Below are 20,761 nucleotides of genomic sequence, written 5' to 3' on the forward strand. Positions count from 1 at the left end.
TAGCTTATAACTTGTCGTGATATTCCTGAAGAGAATTGATATGGCCACAGCCCTTCTCTTTCACCTCATGAATGCCCTCTGCCGCAGCCTTACCTGCAGCAACAGTTGTAATGTATGGTATGCGGGCTTTGATCGCATCGCGGCGAAGATATCCGTCATCATGCTCAGCTCCACGGCCAATCGGTGTGTTTATGATAAGCTGAACCTCACCATTCTTGATAATGTCTTCTACATTAGGACGTCCGCCCTCGTAATTCTTCATTATCTTAGTAGCTTCAATTCCAGCCTCTGTAATAAGATCATAGGTCTTACCGGTTGCATAAATCTTAAAGCCGTCTTTTGCAAAGCTCTTTGCAAGGCAGGCAGCGTGCGGTTTGTCCTCCTGATTAAGTGAGATAAGAACAGCTCCTTCAAGAGGAAGTCCCATTCCAGCAGCCTCTTCTGCCTTGAAGAAGGCTTCTCCGGGAGTTTTGGCAAGTCCGAGTACTTCTCCAGTTGATCTCATCTCAGGTCCCAGAACCGGATCAACTTCAGGGAACATATTAAATGGGAACACTGCCTCTTTTACCCCATAATAAGGAGGTTCAGCATCCTTCTTAGTAGCAATTAGTTCCGGCACAGGTGATTTACGGCCTGTAAGCTCTGCAGTAATAATATCTGTAGCAAGAGGAACCATCCTGATTCCGCAAACCTTGGATACAAGCGGAACTGTTCTGGACGCTCTTGGATTAGCCTCAAGAACATAAACAGTATCATCCTCAATCGCATACTGCATATTCATAAGTCCCACGACATTCATCTCAACAGCTATCTTTCTGGTGTACTCTTCGATAGTCTTAAGATGCTTGTCTGAAATATGCTTGGATGGGATTATGCATGCAGAGTCTCCTGAATGAATACCTGCAAGTTCAATATGCTCCATAACCGCAGGTACAAAAGCATGCTCTCCATCACTTATAGCGTCAGCCTCACATTCAAGCGCATTATGAAGGAATCTGTCAATGAGGATAGGTCTGTCAGGCGTTACACCAACAGCAGCTCTCATGTATTCTTCCATCTGCTCTTTGCTTCTGACAATTTCCATTCCTCGTCCGCCAAGAACAAATGAAGGTCGAACCATTACAGGATATCCGATGCGTGCCGCTATTTCTTTGGCTTCCTCAACATCAGATGCCATTCCTGCCTCTGCCATAGGAATTCCAAGCTTCTCCATCATCATGCGGAACTGGTCTCTGTCCTCTGCAAGGTCAATAACTTCAGGGGTTGTACCAAGAATATTAACGCCCTCTTCCTTGAGCTTGGCAGCAAGATTAAGTGGTGTCTGACCACCAAACTGAGCAATTACGCCAAGTGGCTGCTCCTTGCGGTATATCTGCAGAACATCCTCAAGTGTAAGAGGCTCAAAGTAGAGCTTGTCTGAAGTATCATAATCAGTAGAAACAGTCTCAGGGTTACAGTTGACAATGATTGTCTCAAAGCCGAGCTTTTTAAGCGCCATAGCAGCATGAACGCAGCAATAGTCAAACTCAATTCCCTGACCGATTCTGTTAGGGCCGCCGCCAAGGATCATGATCTTCTTGTTCTCACCTGTGGAAAGCTTCATAGGATGCTCTAAAGCGCTCTCATCCTGATATGTTGAGTAGTAGTAAGCACTGCCATCTGTGCCATATACATGGACACCATCCCAGGCTTCATTAAGTCCAAAGCCCATTCTGGTGTTTCTGATATCATCTTCGGAAACTCCCAAGAGCTTTGATAAGTACTTATCCGAAAAGCCATCTTTTTTGGCTTTAATCAGGGCTTCCTTAGCCGGAACGCTTCCCTTTGACTCTGTTAAAAGAGCTTTCTCTTCTTCAACAAGCTCTTTTATCTCATTAAGGAAATAATGCTTAACCTTGGTTATATTAAAGATTTCTTCTACGGTAACTCCCTTTTTAATTGCCTCATATATGAGGAAGTATCTTTCAGATGAAGCGTCCTTTAATAATCTAAGAAGTTCTTCCCTGGACATTTTCTCAAACTTTTCAATACATCCAAGTCCATAGCGGTCTTTTTCAAGGGACCTGATTGCCTTCTGGAAAGCCTCTTTGAAGTTCTTACCGATACTCATAACTTCTCCAACCGCTCTCATCTGTGTACCGAGCTTATCTTCTACTCCCCTGAACTTCTCAAAAGCCCAGCGTGCAAACTTAACAACAACATAATCGCCATTAGGAACATATTTATCAAGGGTTCCAAATTTAGAATCAGGGAGTTCTGAAAGAGTAAGTCCTGTAGCAAGCTTGGCTGAAACAAGTGCAATCGGAAACCCTGTAGCCTTGCTGGCAAGAGCTGAAGAACGTGAGGTTCTTGGGTTAATCTCTATTACGATAACTCTTCCGCTTACAGGATCATGCGCAAATTGTACGTTAGTTCCACCAATAACGCCGATGTGCTCTACAATTTTATATGCCTGACGCTGGAGCTCTTTTTGCAGGTCTTCTGAAATAGTGAGCATAGGAGCTGTACAGAAGGAATCACCTGTATGAACGCCTACAGGATCAACATTCTCAATAAAGCATACCGTGATCATGTTGTTGTCCTTGTCACGAACAACTTCAAGTTCAAGCTCTTCCCAGCCAAGAATTGACTCCTCAACAAGAACCTGATGAATAATAGATGCCTGAAGGCCACGTGCGCAAACTGTCTGAAGCTCTTCCTTGTTATATACAAGTCCGCCACCGGCGCCGCCCATTGTATAGGCAGGACGAAGCACTACAGGATATCCAAGTTCATCAGCTTCGGCAAGAGCCTCTTCTATACTGTAACAAGCCTTGGAACGAGCCATTTCGATACCAAGCATATCCATTGTCTTTTTAAATTCTGTTCTGTCCTCGCCACGCTCAATAGCGTCAACTTGAACACCAATAACTTTTACGTTGAATTTGTCGAGAATTCCGGCCTTGTATAATTCAGAACACAGATTAAGGCCTGACTGTCCACCAAGATTAGGTAGAAGAGCATCTGGCCTTTCCTTTTCAATAACTGCTGCTACACGTTCCACATTAAGTGGTTCGATATAAGTCTTATCCGCCATCTCCGGATCCGTCATGATAGTTGCCGGATTGGAGTTAACTAAAACAATTTCATATCCAAGACTCCTAAGAGCCTTGCAGGCTTGCGTACCGGAATAGTCAAATTCACACGCTTGCCCAATAACAATCGGTCCCGAGCCGATAATCAAAACTTTGTGTATATCAGTTCTTTGTGCCATGATACTCCTCCCAATATTTAGATTTTTCCATCTTTACCATTTTATTATCAGGCACCTGTTTACACAAGAAATTTTTTGAACAAAATAAAGAAATTAATTTCTTACCACTCTGTTTCTTCCACCTTCTTTTGCCTTGTAAAGGCCGTCGTCAGCTCTTTTAACAAAAGTTTCAAGGGTGTCTCCCGCTATGTTCTGGGTAACACCAAAGCTCATAGTTATATGCTGCACAGTAACAAAGCAGTTATCCTGAATTTGCTTTCTGAGGTTTTCTGCAAATTCAACTGCCTCATCAATACCCGTATCCGGAAGGACATAAATAAATTCTTCTCCTCCCCATCTGCCAAACACATGCTGTGCCTCGAGATTATCTCTGATAATATCTACAGAGGCCCTTAGAACCATATCTCCAACATCGTGGCCATAAGTGTCATTTACATGCTTGAAGTGATCAATATCCATGAAGATGATCGATGCCCTGTTTCCGCCCTCGTTGCACTCAGAGAGGATTTCGTTTACCTTGTTTTCAAGCTCCCACCTGTTATAAATCCTGGTGAGCTGGTCAGTATAGGCTATCTTGCCGAGCTCTTTATTCATGGAATCAAGCTCTATTGAAGTTCTCTCAAGGAAATTCAGAATTCTGTCAACAAACGGGATATAATCTCTTTCATCTTCCTGAATCTGTGTATCGTCAATATAAGTAACACCGGGTCTAAACTCGTCTTCAGCATCAGGATCTTCTTTAAGTCCCACAGCTACAAGAGCGCTGTTTAGAACGCCGCCGCTTCCAGACGCAGATTCATAGATTTCAGCATATCCCACAGCAACCGAGACTTCCGGATACAGAATCCTATAGCTTGCTGTCTCACTACTTGCTTTTTCTTTGAGGAAACGGACTCTGTTACCACATTCAAACAAAAATACCGCTTCCGGATTGAAATTCTTGATTCCGCGCACAGATTCGCTGATAGTATCCAGAAGATTATCCGCGCTTCCGTATGAAAGTCTTAGCTTTTCACCTTTTACCACATCAGAAGTAAAATGAATAGAATTATCCTCTCCATAAGCCGAAGGAACCCTTGCTATCACACAATCCCTTCTATGGAAGATCATAGGAAATTCGCATACATTCTCGACAAAATATTTGCCTGGGCTAACCTTGAGATATTTGGAATAAACTTCAGTAGCAGGCCTGTGATCAATTTCTGCAATAATGTTATCGCCCTCTGTCTTGGTGACAACCATCTCAACACCAATTTCCTTAAAGCCCAGACAGTTATCCATAAAAATATGGAGATCAGTTCCTGCAAATATGACAGAAACTATCTTGTTGTCTCCAGCTCTTTTACCATAGGCCTTGGCCGTGTTAAGGGCTCTGATGCTTCGCCCCGCCTTAGCTCCGAACATCGGCAGTTTATGATGGCTAAATTCACTGACAAAAGAATGTATGACCGCGCTACCGCATGAATAGCAGGTAAGCATGCACTTCGCATCATCTATATCCTGAAGTGCTTCGTTGATCATTCTTCCGGCAACAAATCCGGTGGCTATATTAAGATCAAAATCATATTCTATCAGACGAGTTTTCTTAAAATAAGTAATATTAAGCTCGATTGGATTATCCTTAATATCAAATTCCTCGTCAGCTATGTTAGCACAGGTAAGTCCTATGAGGCAGGCATTACTGCAATTTGCATTGATGTAGTCTACAATAGCTTCATCATCGGCATCAATCTTGGGATTGTACAGCTGCATAAGCACTCCGGAGGCAGACTTGTAATCCTTGCTGTCTTTGATAACATCCACTATAGTCACAAGCTCTTCATAGGTATGAAAAGAATATTTTTTCTGATTCATATTATCTTTTACCTCACTGTGCAGTACAAACATAGACGGTGGTGAAAATATTCTCGGTAATTCATATAAAAATATATGCTACTTCATTATAATAATAGCATATATTTCACGCATACCACCAGTTTTTATGTACACATACCAGATTGTTTATGAATATGTATTATAGATTGATTTCTTATTTACGTATTATGATCTTAGAGAGATTACTTGTTTAAGAATTATGATCTTAAAGGAATTCTTTTTAATTATGATCTTATAGAGATTACTTGTTTAAGAATTATGATCTTAAAGGAATTCTTTTTTTATTATGATCTTATAGAGATTCTTTTTTAGAATTATGTTTTAAAGAGATTCTTTTTAAGAATAATACTTGAGGATAGCTTTTTTGCATATTTATATTTCTGCACCTTCATTTAATACCAAGATATTGGAAAATCTTACTTTGGTATTACATAAATCAGTTTTATTAACTATTGTCCGTTCATTATGTAATAACAATGGGGTCATGATATTTGTATTGTTATTATTCTAGCGCTCAGGGAATCCTATTCAAAAAGAAAACGATAATAACAACTCAATGTATTTATATGGCTTGGTATTAAATCAATTTATACATAAACGATATTATGATATAGATGTCAAAAGTCACAAATACACCTACCTAATCACCTTGACAAAATTCCAGTGAATCAGGTTCAACGTGACATTTCAAGAAAAGTACTTCAACTCCGGCAGCCTTAGCAGCATCAAGCGCTGCTCCAAACTCCGGGTGGGTTGAGATATTGGCTCTGACTTCTGATACTCCATCCATCTGTATTACAAAAGTAAGCAAAGCCCTGTAGCCCGCACGTGTAGCTACAGCTAGTTCCTGCAAATGCTTAACCCCGCGCTGCGTAGGAGCATCAGGGAAATACCCAACACCATCTATCTCAAGAGTGCATCCCTTGACTTCCATTAGATATTTGTCTTCCCCTCGTTCCATATAAAAATCAATTCTGGAGTTGCCATACTTATATTCAGGGATAACCTTGTCATACCCTTGCGTAGAGAGCCACTCTTTTACCACCTTGTTAGGTGCCTGGCTGTCTATATTAAAAAGAATACCATTATCCTTCCTGACTGCCACAAGGTCATATCTGGTCTTTCTGTCAGCTGTTCCCGGCTCAGTCAGCCACACCTCACATCCTGGAATCAGAAGCTCTTTGCACCTGCCAGTATTCTTGACATGGACAATTTCTCTTTTCCCATCGATATCGACTTCTGCAATAAAACGATTAGGGCGATTTACAAAGACCGCTTTGGTTATGTTGTCGTATTTCATATATAGGATTACTCCTCAATCTGCGAATGTTTCCTCGCACGTATATTGATGATCAGTAGGAACAGGTTGCCGACCAGAAGTGAAATGATTGCTAAGATCACCTGCGCCGGTAAAAAGAGCTGCAATATAAATGCAGCATCGTGAAAATCTGATGACGTCACAGATACGATAATATCAAAGCCTATCAGTATGAGTGTCGCACAAAACACAATAGCCGTATATACACTATGTTTTCTGACTTTAACCAGCGTAATCAGACACCACATTGGTAAAAAAGATAATACAAGATCTACAAAAAACATATTTGTTCCCCCAAAAAGATATGTGCTAAATTAACGTTTTCTAATTAATTAACATGTCATTTGGAGAATATGTTGCGTATTGTTTAATTACCATTGGAAACGGTCAATATCTATGATCATTATCCTCGAGGGAAGTCGTCATATTTGAGCCCGTCGCTATAGTAACCTTCATCATCTGAATCCGAGAAACCCCCATCACCAAGGTCACCAGCGAAACGAGAATCCATCATGATCTGTCTGAACAGCCCGTGGCATCCATCGCTACAGTCCCTCCAGGTAGCATCAAAGTTCCCTGTATACCACGGATCAGCTACATCCCCATCTCTGTCAGCAAACTCCAGCATCTTGAATATCTTTTTATCCGGATCTCCGCCAAATATCCCATTCAGATTTCTGATGTTGGCACTGTCCATTCCAATAATGAAGTCAAACTTATCATAGTCAGTTCTGGAAGTAAGCCTTGCCCTCTTCTGACTAACTCCAAGCTCATTATCATCCGTGCCTATCCCATGCTCTCTTAGCTTCGCTCTCGCAGGTGGATACACCGGACTTCCCACTCCATTCCATATCTCATCAGTATGGGTCGCAGATGACTCAATATGAAAAGCATCTGCCAGCCCCTGTTTGTTGACTATGTCTTTCATTATGAACTCAGCCATTGTCGAACGGCAAATGTTGCCGTGGCAGACGAATAAAATTCTTATCATTAATTTTGGCTCCTTTTGGTCCTAGGGGACGGGGTTTGTGGTCCATTTTCCATGTATGGCGCACCGTTGCAGGATTAGAAAAGTGTTCATATATCACGGTGACAGAACTATCATATCACAGTTTGTGTAATAACTACGAATATCTGGGGAAATCATGGACATGAAAAGTAGTCAAAAAGTAGTCAGGCACATTTTTGATTCTGAGATATTCAGAGTTCCCACACTTTATAGATAATATACTTTTCCCGTTAAGGTTCTTGATGGCAAGGACAACACTACTGTACTGTCTTAGGCAGAATTCTATGTTGTTCCTGTCAATAATACAACAATTGAGCCGTAGTAAAGATCAGGGCGATACTGCTAAAACCAATCTTGCATACGGTCAGGCGATAGTTTTCCCATGACTGACTTCATAACCGGATGCAAGATTGGTTTTAGCGTTATTTAATAATTGTTCACAATAAAATATTGTATAATTATTTTGTCAGTTATTGTACAGTTAAATTCTGTTTTCATGGCTAAAGGAGATAATTATATGACCCCTGACCAGTATGCAAGATCAAACAAAAAAGTATTTCAGATCAACCTTATTATTGCCTTTGCTGCGCTTTTAATGGTAGTGCTGGATGCTGCAACACACGGAATGAGCCTGGGGCTTGTCATCGAGATTGTCGCTGTCCTGGCAGGTGTGCTGCAGATGACGGTTGGATTTATCAAATTCAGAGAGACCAGGTTTGGCGCAGTGGTCATTCTTGGAGGTCCGACTCTTTACTATATGATTATCATGATAATACAAAATGATATGATTTTTTATGCATTCGCGATACCGGTAATGCTGTCGTGTATACTTTATCTGGACTTAAGGCTCTATGTGGTGGGACAGATGGCTATGACCATAGGCGGACTTATTGTCCTGGTCAGAAATCTTATTGCTACAGGTTCGATACCCAGGGACCATTTTGTGGACGGTTTCATAATCATTCTTGCGGGAATTGCCGGAATAGAGTCGCTTAAGATGAGGCGGACCCTGGTAAGAGAGGACGACGAGGCCATCAAGAAAGGGCAGGAGACCCAGGAAAAGACCCGTATCCAAATGGTGGAGATCGCCAAGGAAATTACGGGGCTGTTTGATGAGGCCCATGGGGAAGTCGATGAGTTAAAGAGCATCATAGGAAGAAACCACGATGGCATGAGGGAAATTGCGGGCAGCTCAGGAAATACCGCAGCTGCCGTGACAGAGCAGTCACATCAGATAGCAGATATCCATGAGCAGACGGAAGTGGCTGATGCCAAGAGAAATCAGATGGTTGAGATGTCCGAGAGCACGCAGAAAGCCGTTATTGATGGGACTAAGGTCATCGACCAGCTCAAGGACAAGACCGCAAATGTTGTTGAAATGAGTGATAAGACGGTGGCATCCACAAAAGCTGTCACTGAGAAGGTCGAAAAGGTTGAGAAGATTGTCGGTTCCATCATATCGATATCAAAGCAGACCAATCTTCTTGCGCTCAATGCTTCAATTGAGGCAGCGCGTGCGGGAGAAGCCGGGAAAGGTTTCGTTGTGGTTGCCGATGAGATAAGGCAGCTGTCGGAGCAGACCAGCAGCGCTTCAAATCAGATCACCAGCATCATGCAGGAGCTTTCCGCTGATGTTCAGAATGCGGTAGACTCTACCAATGCGGCAGCTGAGTCTGTCAAGGCTCAGGACATTCTTATCAGAGAGACCGCAGATACTTTTGAAGAGATCGGGGAGAACGTTGGAAACCTTATAGGAAGATTTAATGATATCGGTACTTCCATAGAAGCTATAGGAAGAAGTGCAACGGAGATCAATAATAATATTGCGAGCCTCGCCGCCACAAGTGAGCAGGTGGCATCTTTGTCCAGTATGGGCGAAGAGGGAGCAAGGACAGCGGTGGAGAAATTTGATGAGTTTGATATTCTGCTGAAGGGGATATATGATCAGGCGCAGAGGCTGAAATAATGTAATACCGGTCAGGGCAGTCACGGGGACGGGAACGTCCCCCTTGACTCACCATTCGTAATCAGGTGCAAGTACATGCATCAATTCTTCATCATGCCCTACTGTAAGGTAGGACTCAATTTGTTTTTCTTAAACCACTGCGCGCTAAGAGTCAGACTTTTTATCGGATCATTGTCAATCCAGTTTTTATGAGTTTCCAATACAATTGCCTTTACTTTGGCAGCCTCCTGTACAGTCTCCAAAATACTGCCCAGGGCCATATTCCCTGTTCCTAGTTCAGCCGCATCTTCCTTGAGAATAGGCGTAATGAACGGTCCTTGTTTTCTGCAGCCTCTGTCATTTATATGCCACATTACCATTCTGTCTGACAGCTTTTTTACCAGAGCAGTAACATCTGCTCCTCCGTCTGCAAGCCAGTAGGTATCAAGTTCGAAGTTAACATACCTGGGGTCGGTGTTCATGGCGATAAAGTCCAATGCAGTTTTTTCTTCTGAGACCTTCTGTAACTCGACATTGTGATTATGATAAAGAAGTTTTACTCCATAGGGTAAAAGAGCTTCTCCCGCCTTATTAAGCCTCTCAGCAAGTTTTTTTACCTCAGAAGCGTTCCCGTAATCAAACCTGTACATACCGGTTATAACAACGGTATCTGTTCCAAAGCTCATGGCTTCTTTAGCAACAGCCTCAGGGTTTTCTTCAATGCTGTTTAGATAGCTGTGCAGGCTTATTACTTTCAGGCCGCTCTCTGAGATCAGCTTCTTCCAATCGAGTTTTCCGCCATTACCAGTGGGCATACCGGCAAATTTTGTAAGCAGCCTCACAATAAAAGGCGTTGGCTTGATCATGAAGTCATTTAGTTCAATGCCGTCATAGCCGGCACTCTTGATGCTCTGAAGTGTGCTGAGTGCACTCTCAAAACTATTGCATCTGCTACCAATCATTATCTGTTGCACACCCGTTAGTACTGTGTCTTTCATTATTTCAAATAGCCTCCAAGATGCTTCAAACTAGGCTTTGGTGCCCTGATCTGTGTTTTCCTGTCAACTGCGCAAAGACCAAATGTCAGCGCATAACCTTTCTGCCACTCAAAATTATCGATAAGTGACCAGTGGCAGTATCCGATGACAGGAATTCCATCATTTATACAGCTCTGAACACCCTCAATTGCCTTGTCGATAAACTCAACTCTCTGCTTATCATCTGCTGTTGCTATTCCATTTTCGGTAACCATGATCGGAACATTTGGCATCTCCTCATGCACGCGTCTTATTACATGCTCAAGAGCCTCAGGATATACTTCATAATCCATCTGTGTCATTGGTGTTCCCTCGGGGACAGGCACAATTCCATCTGGGCCGTAAGTAGTTCTTGTATAATTCTGAAGTCCAAAGAAATCATCATCCTTGATATAAGGAATGTAATGGCTAAACTCCTCATTCCAGTCGCTGTCTGCGCGCTCCTTGCCACCTTCTATGTACTGGCAGTCGTGCAGGGAAAGCGTAATACCAACCTGAATATCCGGATTAACAGCCTTGATTGCTTCCTTGGCTGCCTGATGCGCCTTTATAACTATCATATCGCCATTTGCATCTGTTGCAGAAACAAATGTATGCGGTTGAGGATCTCCGAATACTTTGGCATTCTCCATTGCTGCCAGCTTCATTTTCTCCATCGGGTCAGAGAGATTAAGTCCAACCTGAACCTGTCCCTCCATGGAGTCACCGCTGCTTTTGGCTGCATTTGCCATTTTCGCCATCATCTGCTTCTTAAATCTCTCCATGAGAGCGCCTATCTGAAGTCTCATGTTGGCCTCATTTATGGTGCAGATATACTTTATCTCGCTTCCAAGCTGCTCTGTGACGAACCTTGCATAGTTGGCAAAAAGCTCTACAACCTGCTCATTGTCCCAGCCTCCCAGTTTTATAAGCCACACAGGTGATGTGAAATGCATGAGGGTAATAACCGGCTCAACACCATTGTCCCTGCAGCATTTGATCATCTTCCTGTAATGCTCGATCTCCTTTTCATCAAACTTGCCCTGCTCAGGCTCAATACGCGCCCATTCAACAGAGAATCTGTAAGTGTTAAGGCCTGCATCCGCAAGCATCTTGATGTCTTCTTCATATCTGTTGTAATGGTCAACAGCATCCAGCGATGGCTCAACAAACTGGGAATACTCCATATTCTCCATCAACCAGTAATCTGAATTTGTATTGTTTCCTTCAACCTGGTGGGCTGCAGTAGAAGCGCCCAGCATAAATCCGTTCTCGAACTTGTTCATTTTCCTATCCTCCATAATTTAAATCTCATAACTTCCGCTTGTCAGAATTCTCTTTTCCTCGCCGGGGAGCTCCAGCTCTGCTTCCATTCCTTCAGGAATTTCAAATCGGTAGGCAAAAGAATCCGTCTCCTCAATATATCTCCATTCAGAAACTATGCGACCTTTCGGTGAATCATAGTAACCCTTTGCAAACTTAAGTCTCTCATCCGGCAGAGGCTTTATCAGGACTTTGTCAAAATCGTATCTGATTCCCAAGACACCGGACAAAAGCCATCCGGAAACAGCTCCGTAGGAATAGTGATTCAGCGAATCATGTACAGTGTCGTCTTCCCTGATACCATCCCACGTCTCCCAGATAGTGGTAGCACCTTTCTCCACCGCATAGAGCCACGAAGGATAGCTTCTTTGCAACAGCAGTCTGTATGCAGTATCCACATAACCGTAATCTGCAAGCACGCTGCACAGGAAAGGCGTTGAAAGGAAGCCTGTATTAAGATGATAGTCATTTTTCACTACCAGCTCATTTAAGTCTTTAGCAGCTTCCACTGCCTCTTTTACAGGTAAAAGACAAAACGCAAGAGGCCTTACGTACTCGCACTGCCTGTCAGATCTTATATGCCCGTCTTTCAGAACCAGATATCTGTATGCCTCAGTCGCCTTTTCCGAGATCTCTTTATACTTATCCGCATCGGCACCATTTCCGAGAATCTCTGATATTTTGGCGAGAATCCCAGATGAATATGCATAGTAAGCTGTTGCTACTTCAGGCTGGCCATCCTTGAATGCAGACATCATGGTCTTCATAACATCTGCCCCCGGCTCGCACCACTCACCGTAGTCCATTCCGGTATCGATGATGTATTTCCTGTATGGGTTCTTTCCAAAGCGGTTCTTGAGCTTGCTTTTTCCGGCCCTTCTTCCGAGGAAATCCACCCACTTCTTCATCATTTCATAGTTGTCTTTAAGTATCTGCTCATCGCCATATATTCTGTACAGATTCCAGGGCACAAGAACCGCCGCATCGCCCCAGCCAACAGACGCCGAGAACATCTCTGCTATCTTGCCCGGATTTGAGTTCTTGGGACAGATATACGCCATCTTGCCATCTGAATGCTGCCCTATCCTCACGTTCGCAAGCCATTTCTCGTAAACTCCCCTGCAGTCCATCAGGTACGCACCGGTCCTCACAAAGACCGCTGCATCGCCTGTCCAGCCTGCTCTTTCCCTTGTGGGACAATCAGTAGGAATGTCACAGAAGTTTGACTTCATAGACCATACACTGTTTCTAAAGAGCTTATTTACTTCATCTACACCACACTCAAAGCCTGCTGTTTCCTTCATGTCCGAATACACAGCAATGCTCTTAATCTGGATGTCTGACAGTAAAATATCGCTCGTTACCTTTGCATATCTGAATCCAAACATCGAAAAATGCGGCTTAAAATCATTCCTGCCCGGCTTGCAAATATAGTTTATTTCCTGCTTTATTCCACCGGATTTGTTTCTGTCTCCGGGCTGGAAGTTTTCTATTGTGAAGTTCCCGTCCTCATCCAGGGTTTCACCGTGGATGAGACAGATCTTCTCACCGCCTTTGGCATTTTCCACGACAAAAGAAGTATATCCGGCCAGGTTCTGCCCGAAATCAAATACGCTTTCTCCATTCGGAGTTGTGGTAAGTCTGCCTTCAAACACTTCATGTTCCGTAACAAACGGCGATGTCTGAGCTATAAGATTCCCTTTGTCAAAAGACATCTTTCTTGCCTTATGCCACTCACCAAAGCCCGAACCGGCATCGCAGGTCTCTCCCAGCTCAAGGTCCGTAAGCTTTATAGGTCCGTTTTCACAGGCATCCCAGCTGCAATCCGTAACAAGTAAAGGATTATCTATGTCTCCATCGCCTATTATCGCGCACAGAAATGAAATATCCTCTCCGTACAGATTTCTCACACCGTCAATCCCGTTGCATCCTCTGTACCAGCCATCACCCAGTGTGACGAATATCTCGTTTTCCCCGCATATCAGCGTATCCGTGATCTCATACTCCTGATACTGAAGCCTTTTATCATACTCATCACATCCCGGTGTCAGTCGCGCATCCGTAATTTTCCGGCCATTTATCAATATTTCATACAAGCCATGGGCCGTAGCATATATGCTAACTTTCCCCTCTTTATAAGAGAATGTGGTCCTTAAATAGCCTGCTCCCTTTCTCTTATCAGGTTCTGTCACGGTTTCAGGTGATATCCACTTTGCTTTCTCATAAATCTTAGCCGCTTCCATCTAACACCTCTTGTATTCTTTACTGCTTTTTAATATTCATAAGAGCATTTGAAAGTGCCTTAATCTCGTCAGATTCTATATCCATTCCGCCCTGTTGCAGGAGCTTCTTAAGGGGCTGGCGGGCAATCATCTGCTGCATTGCTTCTGAAATCTCTACGCCTTCTCCCATTCCGCCTGCTGTTCTTGATGTCATTGCTGCCATCATCCTGTCGAGAATTGCTTTTCCTTCAGGTATGGCCTGAATCTCTGCCATTGTACTTGAAAGGGAAAGGTATCCCTCTTTTTCCTCAGGTTCATCTGCCTTATCAAACCAGTTTCTGACCTTTTTATCCGGTGCAAAATATGTCGGATTGGGCTCAGAAACCTTTGCTATCTCCATTTCATCAGATAACTCGCCTGAAACAGCCTTTATTGTATGTACTCCGGTTATGGGAACATTAAACTTAAATACGTGTTCTCCGCTTGCATTTCCAACTTCTACACCGTCAACAAAGAGTGTGACGGACTTTTGGTTTGAATATACCTTTATCTCTGTATTATCCTCGATGCGGTCGTGATATCTTTTTCCGCAAAGATGAACGAAAGGCTCATCAGACCACCATGCTTTATAGATATAATAAGCGTCCTTTTTCTGCTTTCTGTCAAAGGTGATGACACCCTTGTGGTTTTTGCCCGGATCTCCTGCCTCATCTCGTCCTGCTGCAGCAAATTCAAACATATTCCAAAGATATGTTCCCCAGATATATGGACGGGTGCTGAACATTTCAAGCATATGCTCGTGATAAACAGCCTGATAACTCTCTGTATAATCGCCTTTTTCAGGTATTGGAGACTGAAGCGTAATTACTGAATCTGCGCCATACTCCGTAAGTCCTATTGCCACATCGGGATGCTGATTATGGAAATCATCAAACCACTTGTCATTGTCCTCCATCTCGCCTACATACCAGCCATAGTAGAGGTTGTAGCCGCGAATATCAGGCAGTGTTACAAGAGGCGAGTCTGTCTCAAGAAGGAACAGATTTGCCATGGCAGAATATCTGATAGGATCCATCTCGTGGACAATATCATTTAATATCCTGTGGTTCTCCAAAAGATCTTCAGTAACACCCTGCAAAGAGATTTCATTTGAAAGTGCCCAGCACATTATCGATGCATGATTGTAATTCTGGCTTATCAGCTCTTTCATCTGGGATATGGTGTTCTCTCTTCCACTGTCCATATGTACAGTGATATATGGAATCTCAGCCCATACTACTATTCCCTTTTCATCACAAAGATCATAGAAGTACTGATCATGCTGATAATGTGCAAGTCTTATGGAATTGGCACCCATGGAGAGGATGAGATCAATGTCCTCCCTGTGCATCTCTTTTGCCAGTGCATTGCCAACTCCTGCCCTGTCCTGATGCCTTGAAACTCCTCGAAGCGGATAGCTTTCTCCATTGAGGAAAAATCCTTTATGAGGATCAACATGAAACTGCCTTACTCCAAACCTGTCATAGATTCTGTCACACTCTTTTGTTCCATCCAAAAGAGTTGCTGTTATGTTGTACAAGAACGGATCCTTGAGACCGTTCCATAAATGTGGCTCTTTTATCGTGATCTTACCGCAGGCAACATATCCACAGGATGCATCCTCTGCCGGAACCACCTCAAACTCCTGCTCTGTTACACCGTCAATTGATATTCTTACGCGCTCTCCGCCGCTTGTGTATGTCTTTATTTCAATTTCAGCATCATTTCCGTTTAGTCTTGGTGTGACGTACAGTCCTTTTCCACCATAATAGTCCATGTCAAAGTGCTTTTCATCCACAACCACAAGATAAACATCCCTGTAAATGCCACCATAGAAAGTGAAATCCGCTTTCTGTGGATACACCCTTGTATTAGGCTCGTTGGAAACAGAAACTACCATCTCATTTAAATCTGAAAGTGCCTCTGTAATGTCCGTCCTAAAGCAGGAATATCCGCCATCATGGCTCGCTACCTCACGGCCGTTTAAAACAACTTTTGCAGAGGAGTTAGCGCCTCGAAACTCCACAAACACCCGCTGTTCCTCTTCCATTACCGGTCTTTCAAATGTCTTTTTATAAAGGCAGGTTCCTCTGTAATACTGCTCAGGCCCCGTCTGTCCATCAACAGCATTCCAGGTATGAGGAAGAGTTATGCTTTTGCTCTTTCCCTCTTTTTCAAATATCCAGTTATCATTCCAAAGAATTGTTGTTCGCATGTTTCACCTCTCCAGTTTTTTACTGACCCATTGCAGCTTTTTTCTTCTCGCCGATACTCTTCTGGATCTCTTCCATCTTCTCGTATGTGAGCTCAGAATTCTTCATTGCCAGAAGTGTGCAGATCCATCCCACTATAGGGAATCCGATAAGAAGTATTACAGTCATAACTCTGACGCCGAAAGTAAGCGGATCACCCTGCTGGGGAGCTGTAGTTGTATATCCTATCAGTCCAATCATGAGTGTTGCGATAGTTGCACCAAAAGATGAAACTATTTTGTCAATAAAGCTGTAAGTAGCGGATACTGTCGCAGGCATGTATTTTCCTGAGCGATCCATCTCATAGTCAACAACATCCATTCTGAACGCGCTTGTTGATACAGAAACAACCATCTTCATTGCGTTATTTCCAAATGTAAAGAGTACATAAGTGATTGCCATGAGAACTGCTCCGGTTGATAAGTTGCCACCGAATACTGTTCCCACAAGAGTTGTAGGTGTGAATAAAAGATATACCGCAAATGCGATATTCAGTCCGATACAATTCTTGGTCCAGTCGATCATGACCTTTCTGCTACCCTGTTTTCCTGCAATCTTCGCACCAATGATTGCGAAAATAATGGATGGAAGCATTGCCACAGCAGAAAGAATTGATGAAATAGCCATTGATCCAAGCATGATTCCGTTAAGCATCGTGGATACTACCGCTGCAGAGCCTATTGTCTGAGCCAGCTTATCGGATGTTGCAGCCATGATGAATCTCTGAAGCTCTTTGTTTTCTTTGATCAGAGCCAGCATATCCTTAAAGCTTGGCTTTTCATCGGTTTCGCCATCCTTTTTGATTCCTTCGAAATTCTCGGGAATGTCATATGGAGCAATTCCTATGCATGCCAGAATGTAGAAAAAGAGTGAAACAAGTATTACCACTACATTGTAAGTTGCGAAGTATTCTGTTCCCTGAATGTTATTAAATCTTGGGAGAATCACAGCCGATGCCACAACGCTCATGATCATTGGCACCAGATATGAATACGCTGTACTCCAGACACCGATTGTAGGACGCTGTTTTGGATCATTTGTCAGAATGTTCATATTGATCTGACCTGCTATACTTACGAATGTATAACCAATGATATAGATCACATAGCAGAGGACAAAAAATGCTATTCCCGCTGCACCCGTAAGTGACAGCTTTGCCCCTATATTGCACATCAGCGTCGTAGCAATGGCCATAAGAAGCCATCCAAACATGATTGAAAATCTTACTTTTCCAAATCTGGAATTAAATCTTTCCAGGAAAAAAGCTATTACCGGGTCTGTAATTCCATCCAAAAGCCTTGATCCTGTGATAATAAGTCCTGTAACTGCAACAAGTATTCCAAAGTTGGAATTTCCAATATATGTTGCACCATTCATCAGCAGATAAAATGCCATCTGCCCTGCACCTGTCATCATCGCAAGCGCAATATGCCAGGTTTTAGCTCTTTTATAGGTTACCCCATTTTCTTCTCTTATCAGAGATTTGCCCTTACCCATTATTATTAACCCCTTTCAGTTGCATGATAATCTTTGAAAGCTTTCCTGTTATGGTCATGTTATCATTTAGTTTCGCAATATGTTAGAATTATTTTATCCTGATTAGTATTATTTTATTGTTTTGAGGAATAAATATGGACCACACTCTTTTTTCAGCTCTTTTAAAAAACCTGCTCTCTGTGGATGTCACGGATGCAACAGACATGGACAGCTCTCTTTACGCCTTTGAAAAGGAATACTGCTTCAGCATAAAGATGCAGCCCATGTTTACAAGCAAGGCGCTTTACTATCTTCTGTCCTCCTCCAAAGAAAGCATGATCTATGAGCTCATAGACCAGCTCGGTATCTGCTTGTCCTTTTTTACGTTTGATAACAGGTTTTATATAATCGGACCTTATGTAAAAGAGAAATATTCAGAGCTTAAGACAGAAACCGTACTTGCAAAAAACGATGAATCCTCATCCAAATCATTGGCGTTTAAGCTGTATTACACAGCATTTCCCATTGTGTATACCGAGCAGATCACCAGTGTTGTAAATAAATGCATAATCTCTTTTTCCCCTACGGAAAGTGAGTATTCATACAGAAGACTATCGGGATTTATTCAGGATGTATCTGAAGAAGATGATAAGACAGAACTGTCCGAGAAGAATTACAGTGAAATCTACAGGAGATATGATCAGGAAAAGCAGTTCCTTTCGATGATAAGAAACGGGGATACCAAAAACATCCTGTCCGCATTTGAAAAATTGTCCGGTCCGGAGGCTCTTTCCGATTTTTCCAAAGAGACTCTTAACTACTATGCCTCGGGCTATGGTCTGGCAATACTTAAAGCTCTTTCCAGAAAAGCTGCGGAAGAATCAGGTCTTTCAGTCATTACAATAGATGAGATAACCCAAAAATACACCCAGCTTTCATCCGCTACAAACAATGCAGAACTTCAGACGCGCTATCAGATCGATATGATCGTTGAGCTGACAAAAGCTGTTCACAACCACAAGCTGTCTCTGGACAAGTATTCTCCCCCCATTCAGAGGGTAATGGAATACATCAATCTTCATCTGGGGGACCATATATCAAACGATGATCTGGCGGCAAATGCCAGTATGTCCATCTCTCACCTGTCTAAGGTGTTCAAAAAAGAAACCGGCGGGACCATGACGGAGTACATCGCACTTATGCGCTGCAAAAAAGCTGCCGGGCTCCTGAAAAAGACAGATCTTCCGGTCCAGGAGATCAGCAGCTACGTCGGATATTCTGACAACAATTACTTTGTGAAAGTATTTAAAAAAATATATGATCTGACGCCCTCAGAATATAGAAAAACGCGTATAGTAAGCCTATAATAGCTTTATCAATTCTTGCTGTACTGCTATTATGAACTGATATAGCATACCCTCGTGGTGTATCAGAATCTGGTCTCATGAGCCTCAAGGCTCTGTACTCTCTAATAAGACCTTGAAGATCATCATTGTCTTGATATTTCTCTATGAGTTTATCTATTTCTTCTGTACCTAACATATATAATCTATCCTATAAGAAATGCCATATCGGAGCCGGATTTAATTGTTACTGTAAAGGGTGCAAATGGTCCTAGGGGACGCCCCCTAGGGCCAGTACCTACATACACAGTTTTTCTATATTCCTGCCAATCCATTCAGTCATAGCCTTGTTTATCCAGTAGAGTTCCTCGTACTTATCTTTTCCTGCAAAGAAAGCTGTAGACACAAACTGATTTGCCAATATCATATATGGAACAGCCTTCTTTTCCGCATCTGTCAATTTTACAACACTGTCATATCCGTACATGATCTCTTTCATGACTCCTACCCAGGTAAGTAACTTATCTTCGTTTCCTTCTTCAAAAGTCTCTGACAGTATGGCTGTTGCCGCATAACATGGATCAAATATCCTGGCGTTTTCCTCGCTTAGTTCAAAATCAATAAATCCCCACTTGTCCTTCGCCAGGATAATATTGCTCGGATTCGGATCCCTATGAATCACCTGGCGCGGCAAATCCCTATAGAGATCACAAAACTGCGCTGCATATTTCTCCATAGCTTCAGGATTCATATCGATTTTACCCTTCAAGGCTGGGACCGCCCACTCCCTGACACACTTTCCTAAGTCCGCTTCTTCCGCAATCGTGTCTATCTTGGCAAGCGCAAGATCCAATTGTCCAACGATTTCCCCGATAAAACGTGCTTTTTCTTTATAATCGTCTAGATAAAGCCCGCTCGCCATAACTCTCTCGCCTTCAACCTTCCTTGTAAGCGTAAAGTATAGTTCTCCGACTGTAACATATTCTTTACCATCAATAGTCGGAATAACCGACGGAGCAGTAAGTCCAACACTGTTAAGCGCTTTGGAAATCTGGTTTGCCTTCTTCACCGAGCCAAGATTTGCTGTATACTTGATCACCATATTACTTCCTACATACTTTGCGCAGTCGCTGATCTCTCCAGTTTCCGGAAAGACGATATCTGACACTTTCGCATCCTGAAGCCCCCAATTTACCAGCACTTCAGAAATCAACTTATTACTGACCATGATGTGTTCCTCCTGAAAAATATTAATCTTATAAGGTCTTTTTGCCTTATATTCCCGGAGGTATTGCGCCGGCGTATATCCGATCTCGCGGATAAAAGCTCTGTAGAAGCCCGAATATGTTTCGAAACCATATTCATAAACGACGTCGTTTTTCTTCCTTCCCTGGCCTATCTCATAGATAGCATATAGGAGCTTTCTTCTTAAAACGTACTGCATAACCGGTATTCCAACAGCTGATTGGAACAATCTGTAAAAGTGAAAAACAGAATATCCCGCAATCTCCGCCAGTTCTTCTGCAGTAATGTCTTCTTTTATGTTGCTATCAACATAATCCAATGTTTTCTGGATCATCTCCCTGACCATACGCAACCTCCTCCTTTCTGTGATATTTCGTAGCTACACATCAATCTTAATCTTCTATCATCATAATAGTATTTCCGTTTTTGCTATTTATAAAATACC

At 42.7% G+C, this 20,761-nt stretch carries 13 protein-coding genes; 2 read left to right on the top strand and 11 right to left on the bottom strand.

What is annotated here, in order from left to right; genetic code table 11:
* Nucleotides 1-4 precede the first annotated feature (4 nt).
* The 5 genes from carB to BPR_RS08545 all read right to left on the bottom strand — a co-directional run bounded on the left by carB (nt 5) and on the right by BPR_RS08545 (nt 7,437).
* On the bottom strand, nt 5-3,253 hold the full coding sequence (carB, locus tag BPR_RS08525; RefSeq protein WP_013281070.1) for a carbamoyl-phosphate synthase large subunit: 3,249 nt from the start codon (nt 3,251-3,253) through the stop codon (nt 5-7).
* Between the two features lie 93 nt (nt 3,254-3,346).
* On the bottom strand, nt 3,347-5,107 hold the full coding sequence (locus tag BPR_RS08530) for a sensor domain-containing diguanylate cyclase (protein ID WP_042256800.1): 1,761 nt from the start codon (nt 5,105-5,107) through the stop codon (nt 3,347-3,349).
* A gap of 661 nt (nt 5,108-5,768) precedes the next feature.
* Nucleotides 5,769-6,428 (bottom strand): DNA/RNA nuclease SfsA, encoded by a 660-nt coding sequence (gene sfsA, locus BPR_RS08535; protein ID WP_013281072.1) that lies wholly within the window; start codon nt 6,426-6,428, stop codon nt 5,769-5,771.
* 8 nt (nt 6,429-6,436) lie between these two features.
* Nucleotides 6,437-6,730, bottom strand: coding sequence for a hypothetical protein (locus tag BPR_RS08540; RefSeq protein WP_026661446.1), 294 nt, complete (start codon nt 6,728-6,730; stop codon nt 6,437-6,439).
* Between the two features lie 119 nt (nt 6,731-6,849).
* Nucleotides 6,850-7,437: a low molecular weight protein-tyrosine-phosphatase gene (locus BPR_RS08545; protein WP_013281073.1), complete on the bottom strand. Its 588-nt coding sequence runs from the start codon at nt 7,435-7,437 to the stop codon at nt 6,850-6,852.
* 481 nt (nt 7,438-7,918) lie between these two features.
* Between BPR_RS08545 and BPR_RS08550 the strand changes: the two genes are divergently transcribed.
* Nucleotides 7,919-9,421 (top strand): methyl-accepting chemotaxis protein, encoded by a 1,503-nt coding sequence (locus BPR_RS08550; protein WP_207636469.1) that lies wholly within the window; start codon nt 7,919-7,921, stop codon nt 9,419-9,421.
* A 98-nt stretch (nt 9,422-9,519) separates the two neighbouring features.
* Here the strand turns inward: BPR_RS08550 and BPR_RS08555 are convergent, their stop codons facing one another.
* Genes BPR_RS08555 through BPR_RS08575 form a run of 5 tightly spaced genes read right to left on the bottom strand, consistent with a single transcriptional unit; the run spans nt 9,520 to nt 17,749 of the window.
* Nucleotides 9,520-10,398 carry a sugar phosphate isomerase/epimerase family protein gene (locus tag BPR_RS08555; RefSeq protein WP_013281075.1) on the bottom strand — a complete coding sequence of 293 codons (879 nt, stop codon included), beginning with the start codon at nt 10,396-10,398 and terminating at the stop codon, nt 9,520-9,522.
* Nucleotides 10,398-11,702 (bottom strand): glycoside hydrolase family 1 protein, encoded by a 1,305-nt coding sequence (locus BPR_RS08560; protein ID WP_013281076.1) that lies wholly within the window; start codon nt 11,700-11,702, stop codon nt 10,398-10,400. The genes BPR_RS08555 and BPR_RS08560 overlap by 1 nt, the downstream gene beginning before the upstream one ends.
* Before the next feature lie 18 nt (nt 11,703-11,720).
* On the bottom strand, nt 11,721-13,982 hold the full coding sequence (locus BPR_RS08565) for a family 78 glycoside hydrolase catalytic domain (RefSeq protein WP_013281077.1): 2,262 nt from the start codon (nt 13,980-13,982) through the stop codon (nt 11,721-11,723).
* A gap of 19 nt (nt 13,983-14,001) precedes the next feature.
* A complete protein-coding gene (locus tag BPR_RS08570) occupies nt 14,002-16,215 on the bottom strand; it encodes a glycoside hydrolase family 2 protein (RefSeq protein ID WP_013281078.1) in 2,214 nt (737 codons plus the stop codon).
* A 19-nt stretch (nt 16,216-16,234) separates the two neighbouring features.
* Complete coding sequence (locus BPR_RS08575) at nt 16,235-17,749, bottom strand: MFS transporter (protein ID WP_013281079.1); 1,515 nt, start codon at nt 17,747-17,749, stop codon at nt 16,235-16,237.
* A gap of 134 nt (nt 17,750-17,883) precedes the next feature.
* On the opposite strand from BPR_RS08575, the gene BPR_RS08580 reads away from it, so the two are divergent.
* On the top strand, nt 17,884-19,095 hold the full coding sequence (locus BPR_RS08580) for an AraC family transcriptional regulator (RefSeq protein WP_013281080.1): 1,212 nt from the start codon (nt 17,884-17,886) through the stop codon (nt 19,093-19,095).
* Nucleotides 19,096-19,369: 274 nt separating this feature from the next.
* Here BPR_RS08580 and BPR_RS08585 read toward each other — a convergent pair whose 3' ends face one another.
* Nucleotides 19,370-20,662, bottom strand: a complete 1,293-nt coding sequence (locus tag BPR_RS08585) for a helix-turn-helix domain-containing protein (protein WP_013281081.1) — start codon at nt 20,660-20,662, stop codon at nt 19,370-19,372.
* Nucleotides 20,663-20,761 lie beyond the last annotated feature (99 nt).

This window comes from Butyrivibrio proteoclasticus B316 (assembly GCF_000145035.1).
GTDB lineage: Bacteria > Bacillota > Clostridia > Lachnospirales > Lachnospiraceae > Butyrivibrio > Butyrivibrio proteoclasticus.

Excerpts from the sequence above, each read along its gene's own strand:
- carB (WP_013281070.1), bottom strand. The coding sequence starts at position 3,253 with ATGGCACAAAGAACTGATATACACAAAGTTTTGATTATCGGCTCGGGA.
- BPR_RS08530 (WP_042256800.1), bottom strand. The coding sequence starts at position 5,107 with ATGAATCAGAAAAAATATTCTTTTCATACCTATGAAGAGCTTGTGACT.
- sfsA (WP_013281072.1), bottom strand. The coding sequence starts at position 6,428 with ATGAAATACGACAACATAACCAAAGCGGTCTTTGTAAATCGCCCTAAT.
- BPR_RS08540 (WP_026661446.1), bottom strand. The coding sequence starts at position 6,730 with ATGTTTTTTGTAGATCTTGTATTATCTTTTTTACCAATGTGGTGTCTG.
- BPR_RS08545 (WP_013281073.1), bottom strand. The coding sequence starts at position 7,437 with ATGATAAGAATTTTATTCGTCTGCCACGGCAACATTTGCCGTTCGACA.
- BPR_RS08555 (WP_013281075.1), bottom strand. The coding sequence starts at position 10,398 with ATGAAAGACACAGTACTAACGGGTGTGCAACAGATAATGATTGGTAGC.
- BPR_RS08560 (WP_013281076.1), bottom strand. The coding sequence starts at position 11,702 with ATGAACAAGTTCGAGAACGGATTTATGCTGGGCGCTTCTACTGCAGCC.
- BPR_RS08565 (WP_013281077.1), bottom strand. The coding sequence starts at position 13,982 with ATGGAAGCGGCTAAGATTTATGAGAAAGCAAAGTGGATATCACCTGAA.
- BPR_RS08570 (WP_013281078.1), bottom strand. The coding sequence starts at position 16,215 with ATGCGAACAACAATTCTTTGGAATGATAACTGGATATTTGAAAAAGAG.
- BPR_RS08575 (WP_013281079.1), bottom strand. The coding sequence starts at position 17,749 with ATGGGTAAGGGCAAATCTCTGATAAGAGAAGAAAATGGGGTAACCTAT.
- BPR_RS08580 (WP_013281080.1), top strand. The coding sequence starts at position 17,884 with ATGGACCACACTCTTTTTTCAGCTCTTTTAAAAAACCTGCTCTCTGTG.
- BPR_RS08585 (WP_013281081.1), bottom strand. The coding sequence starts at position 20,662 with ATGGTCAGGGAGATGATCCAGAAAACATTGGATTATGTTGATAGCAAC.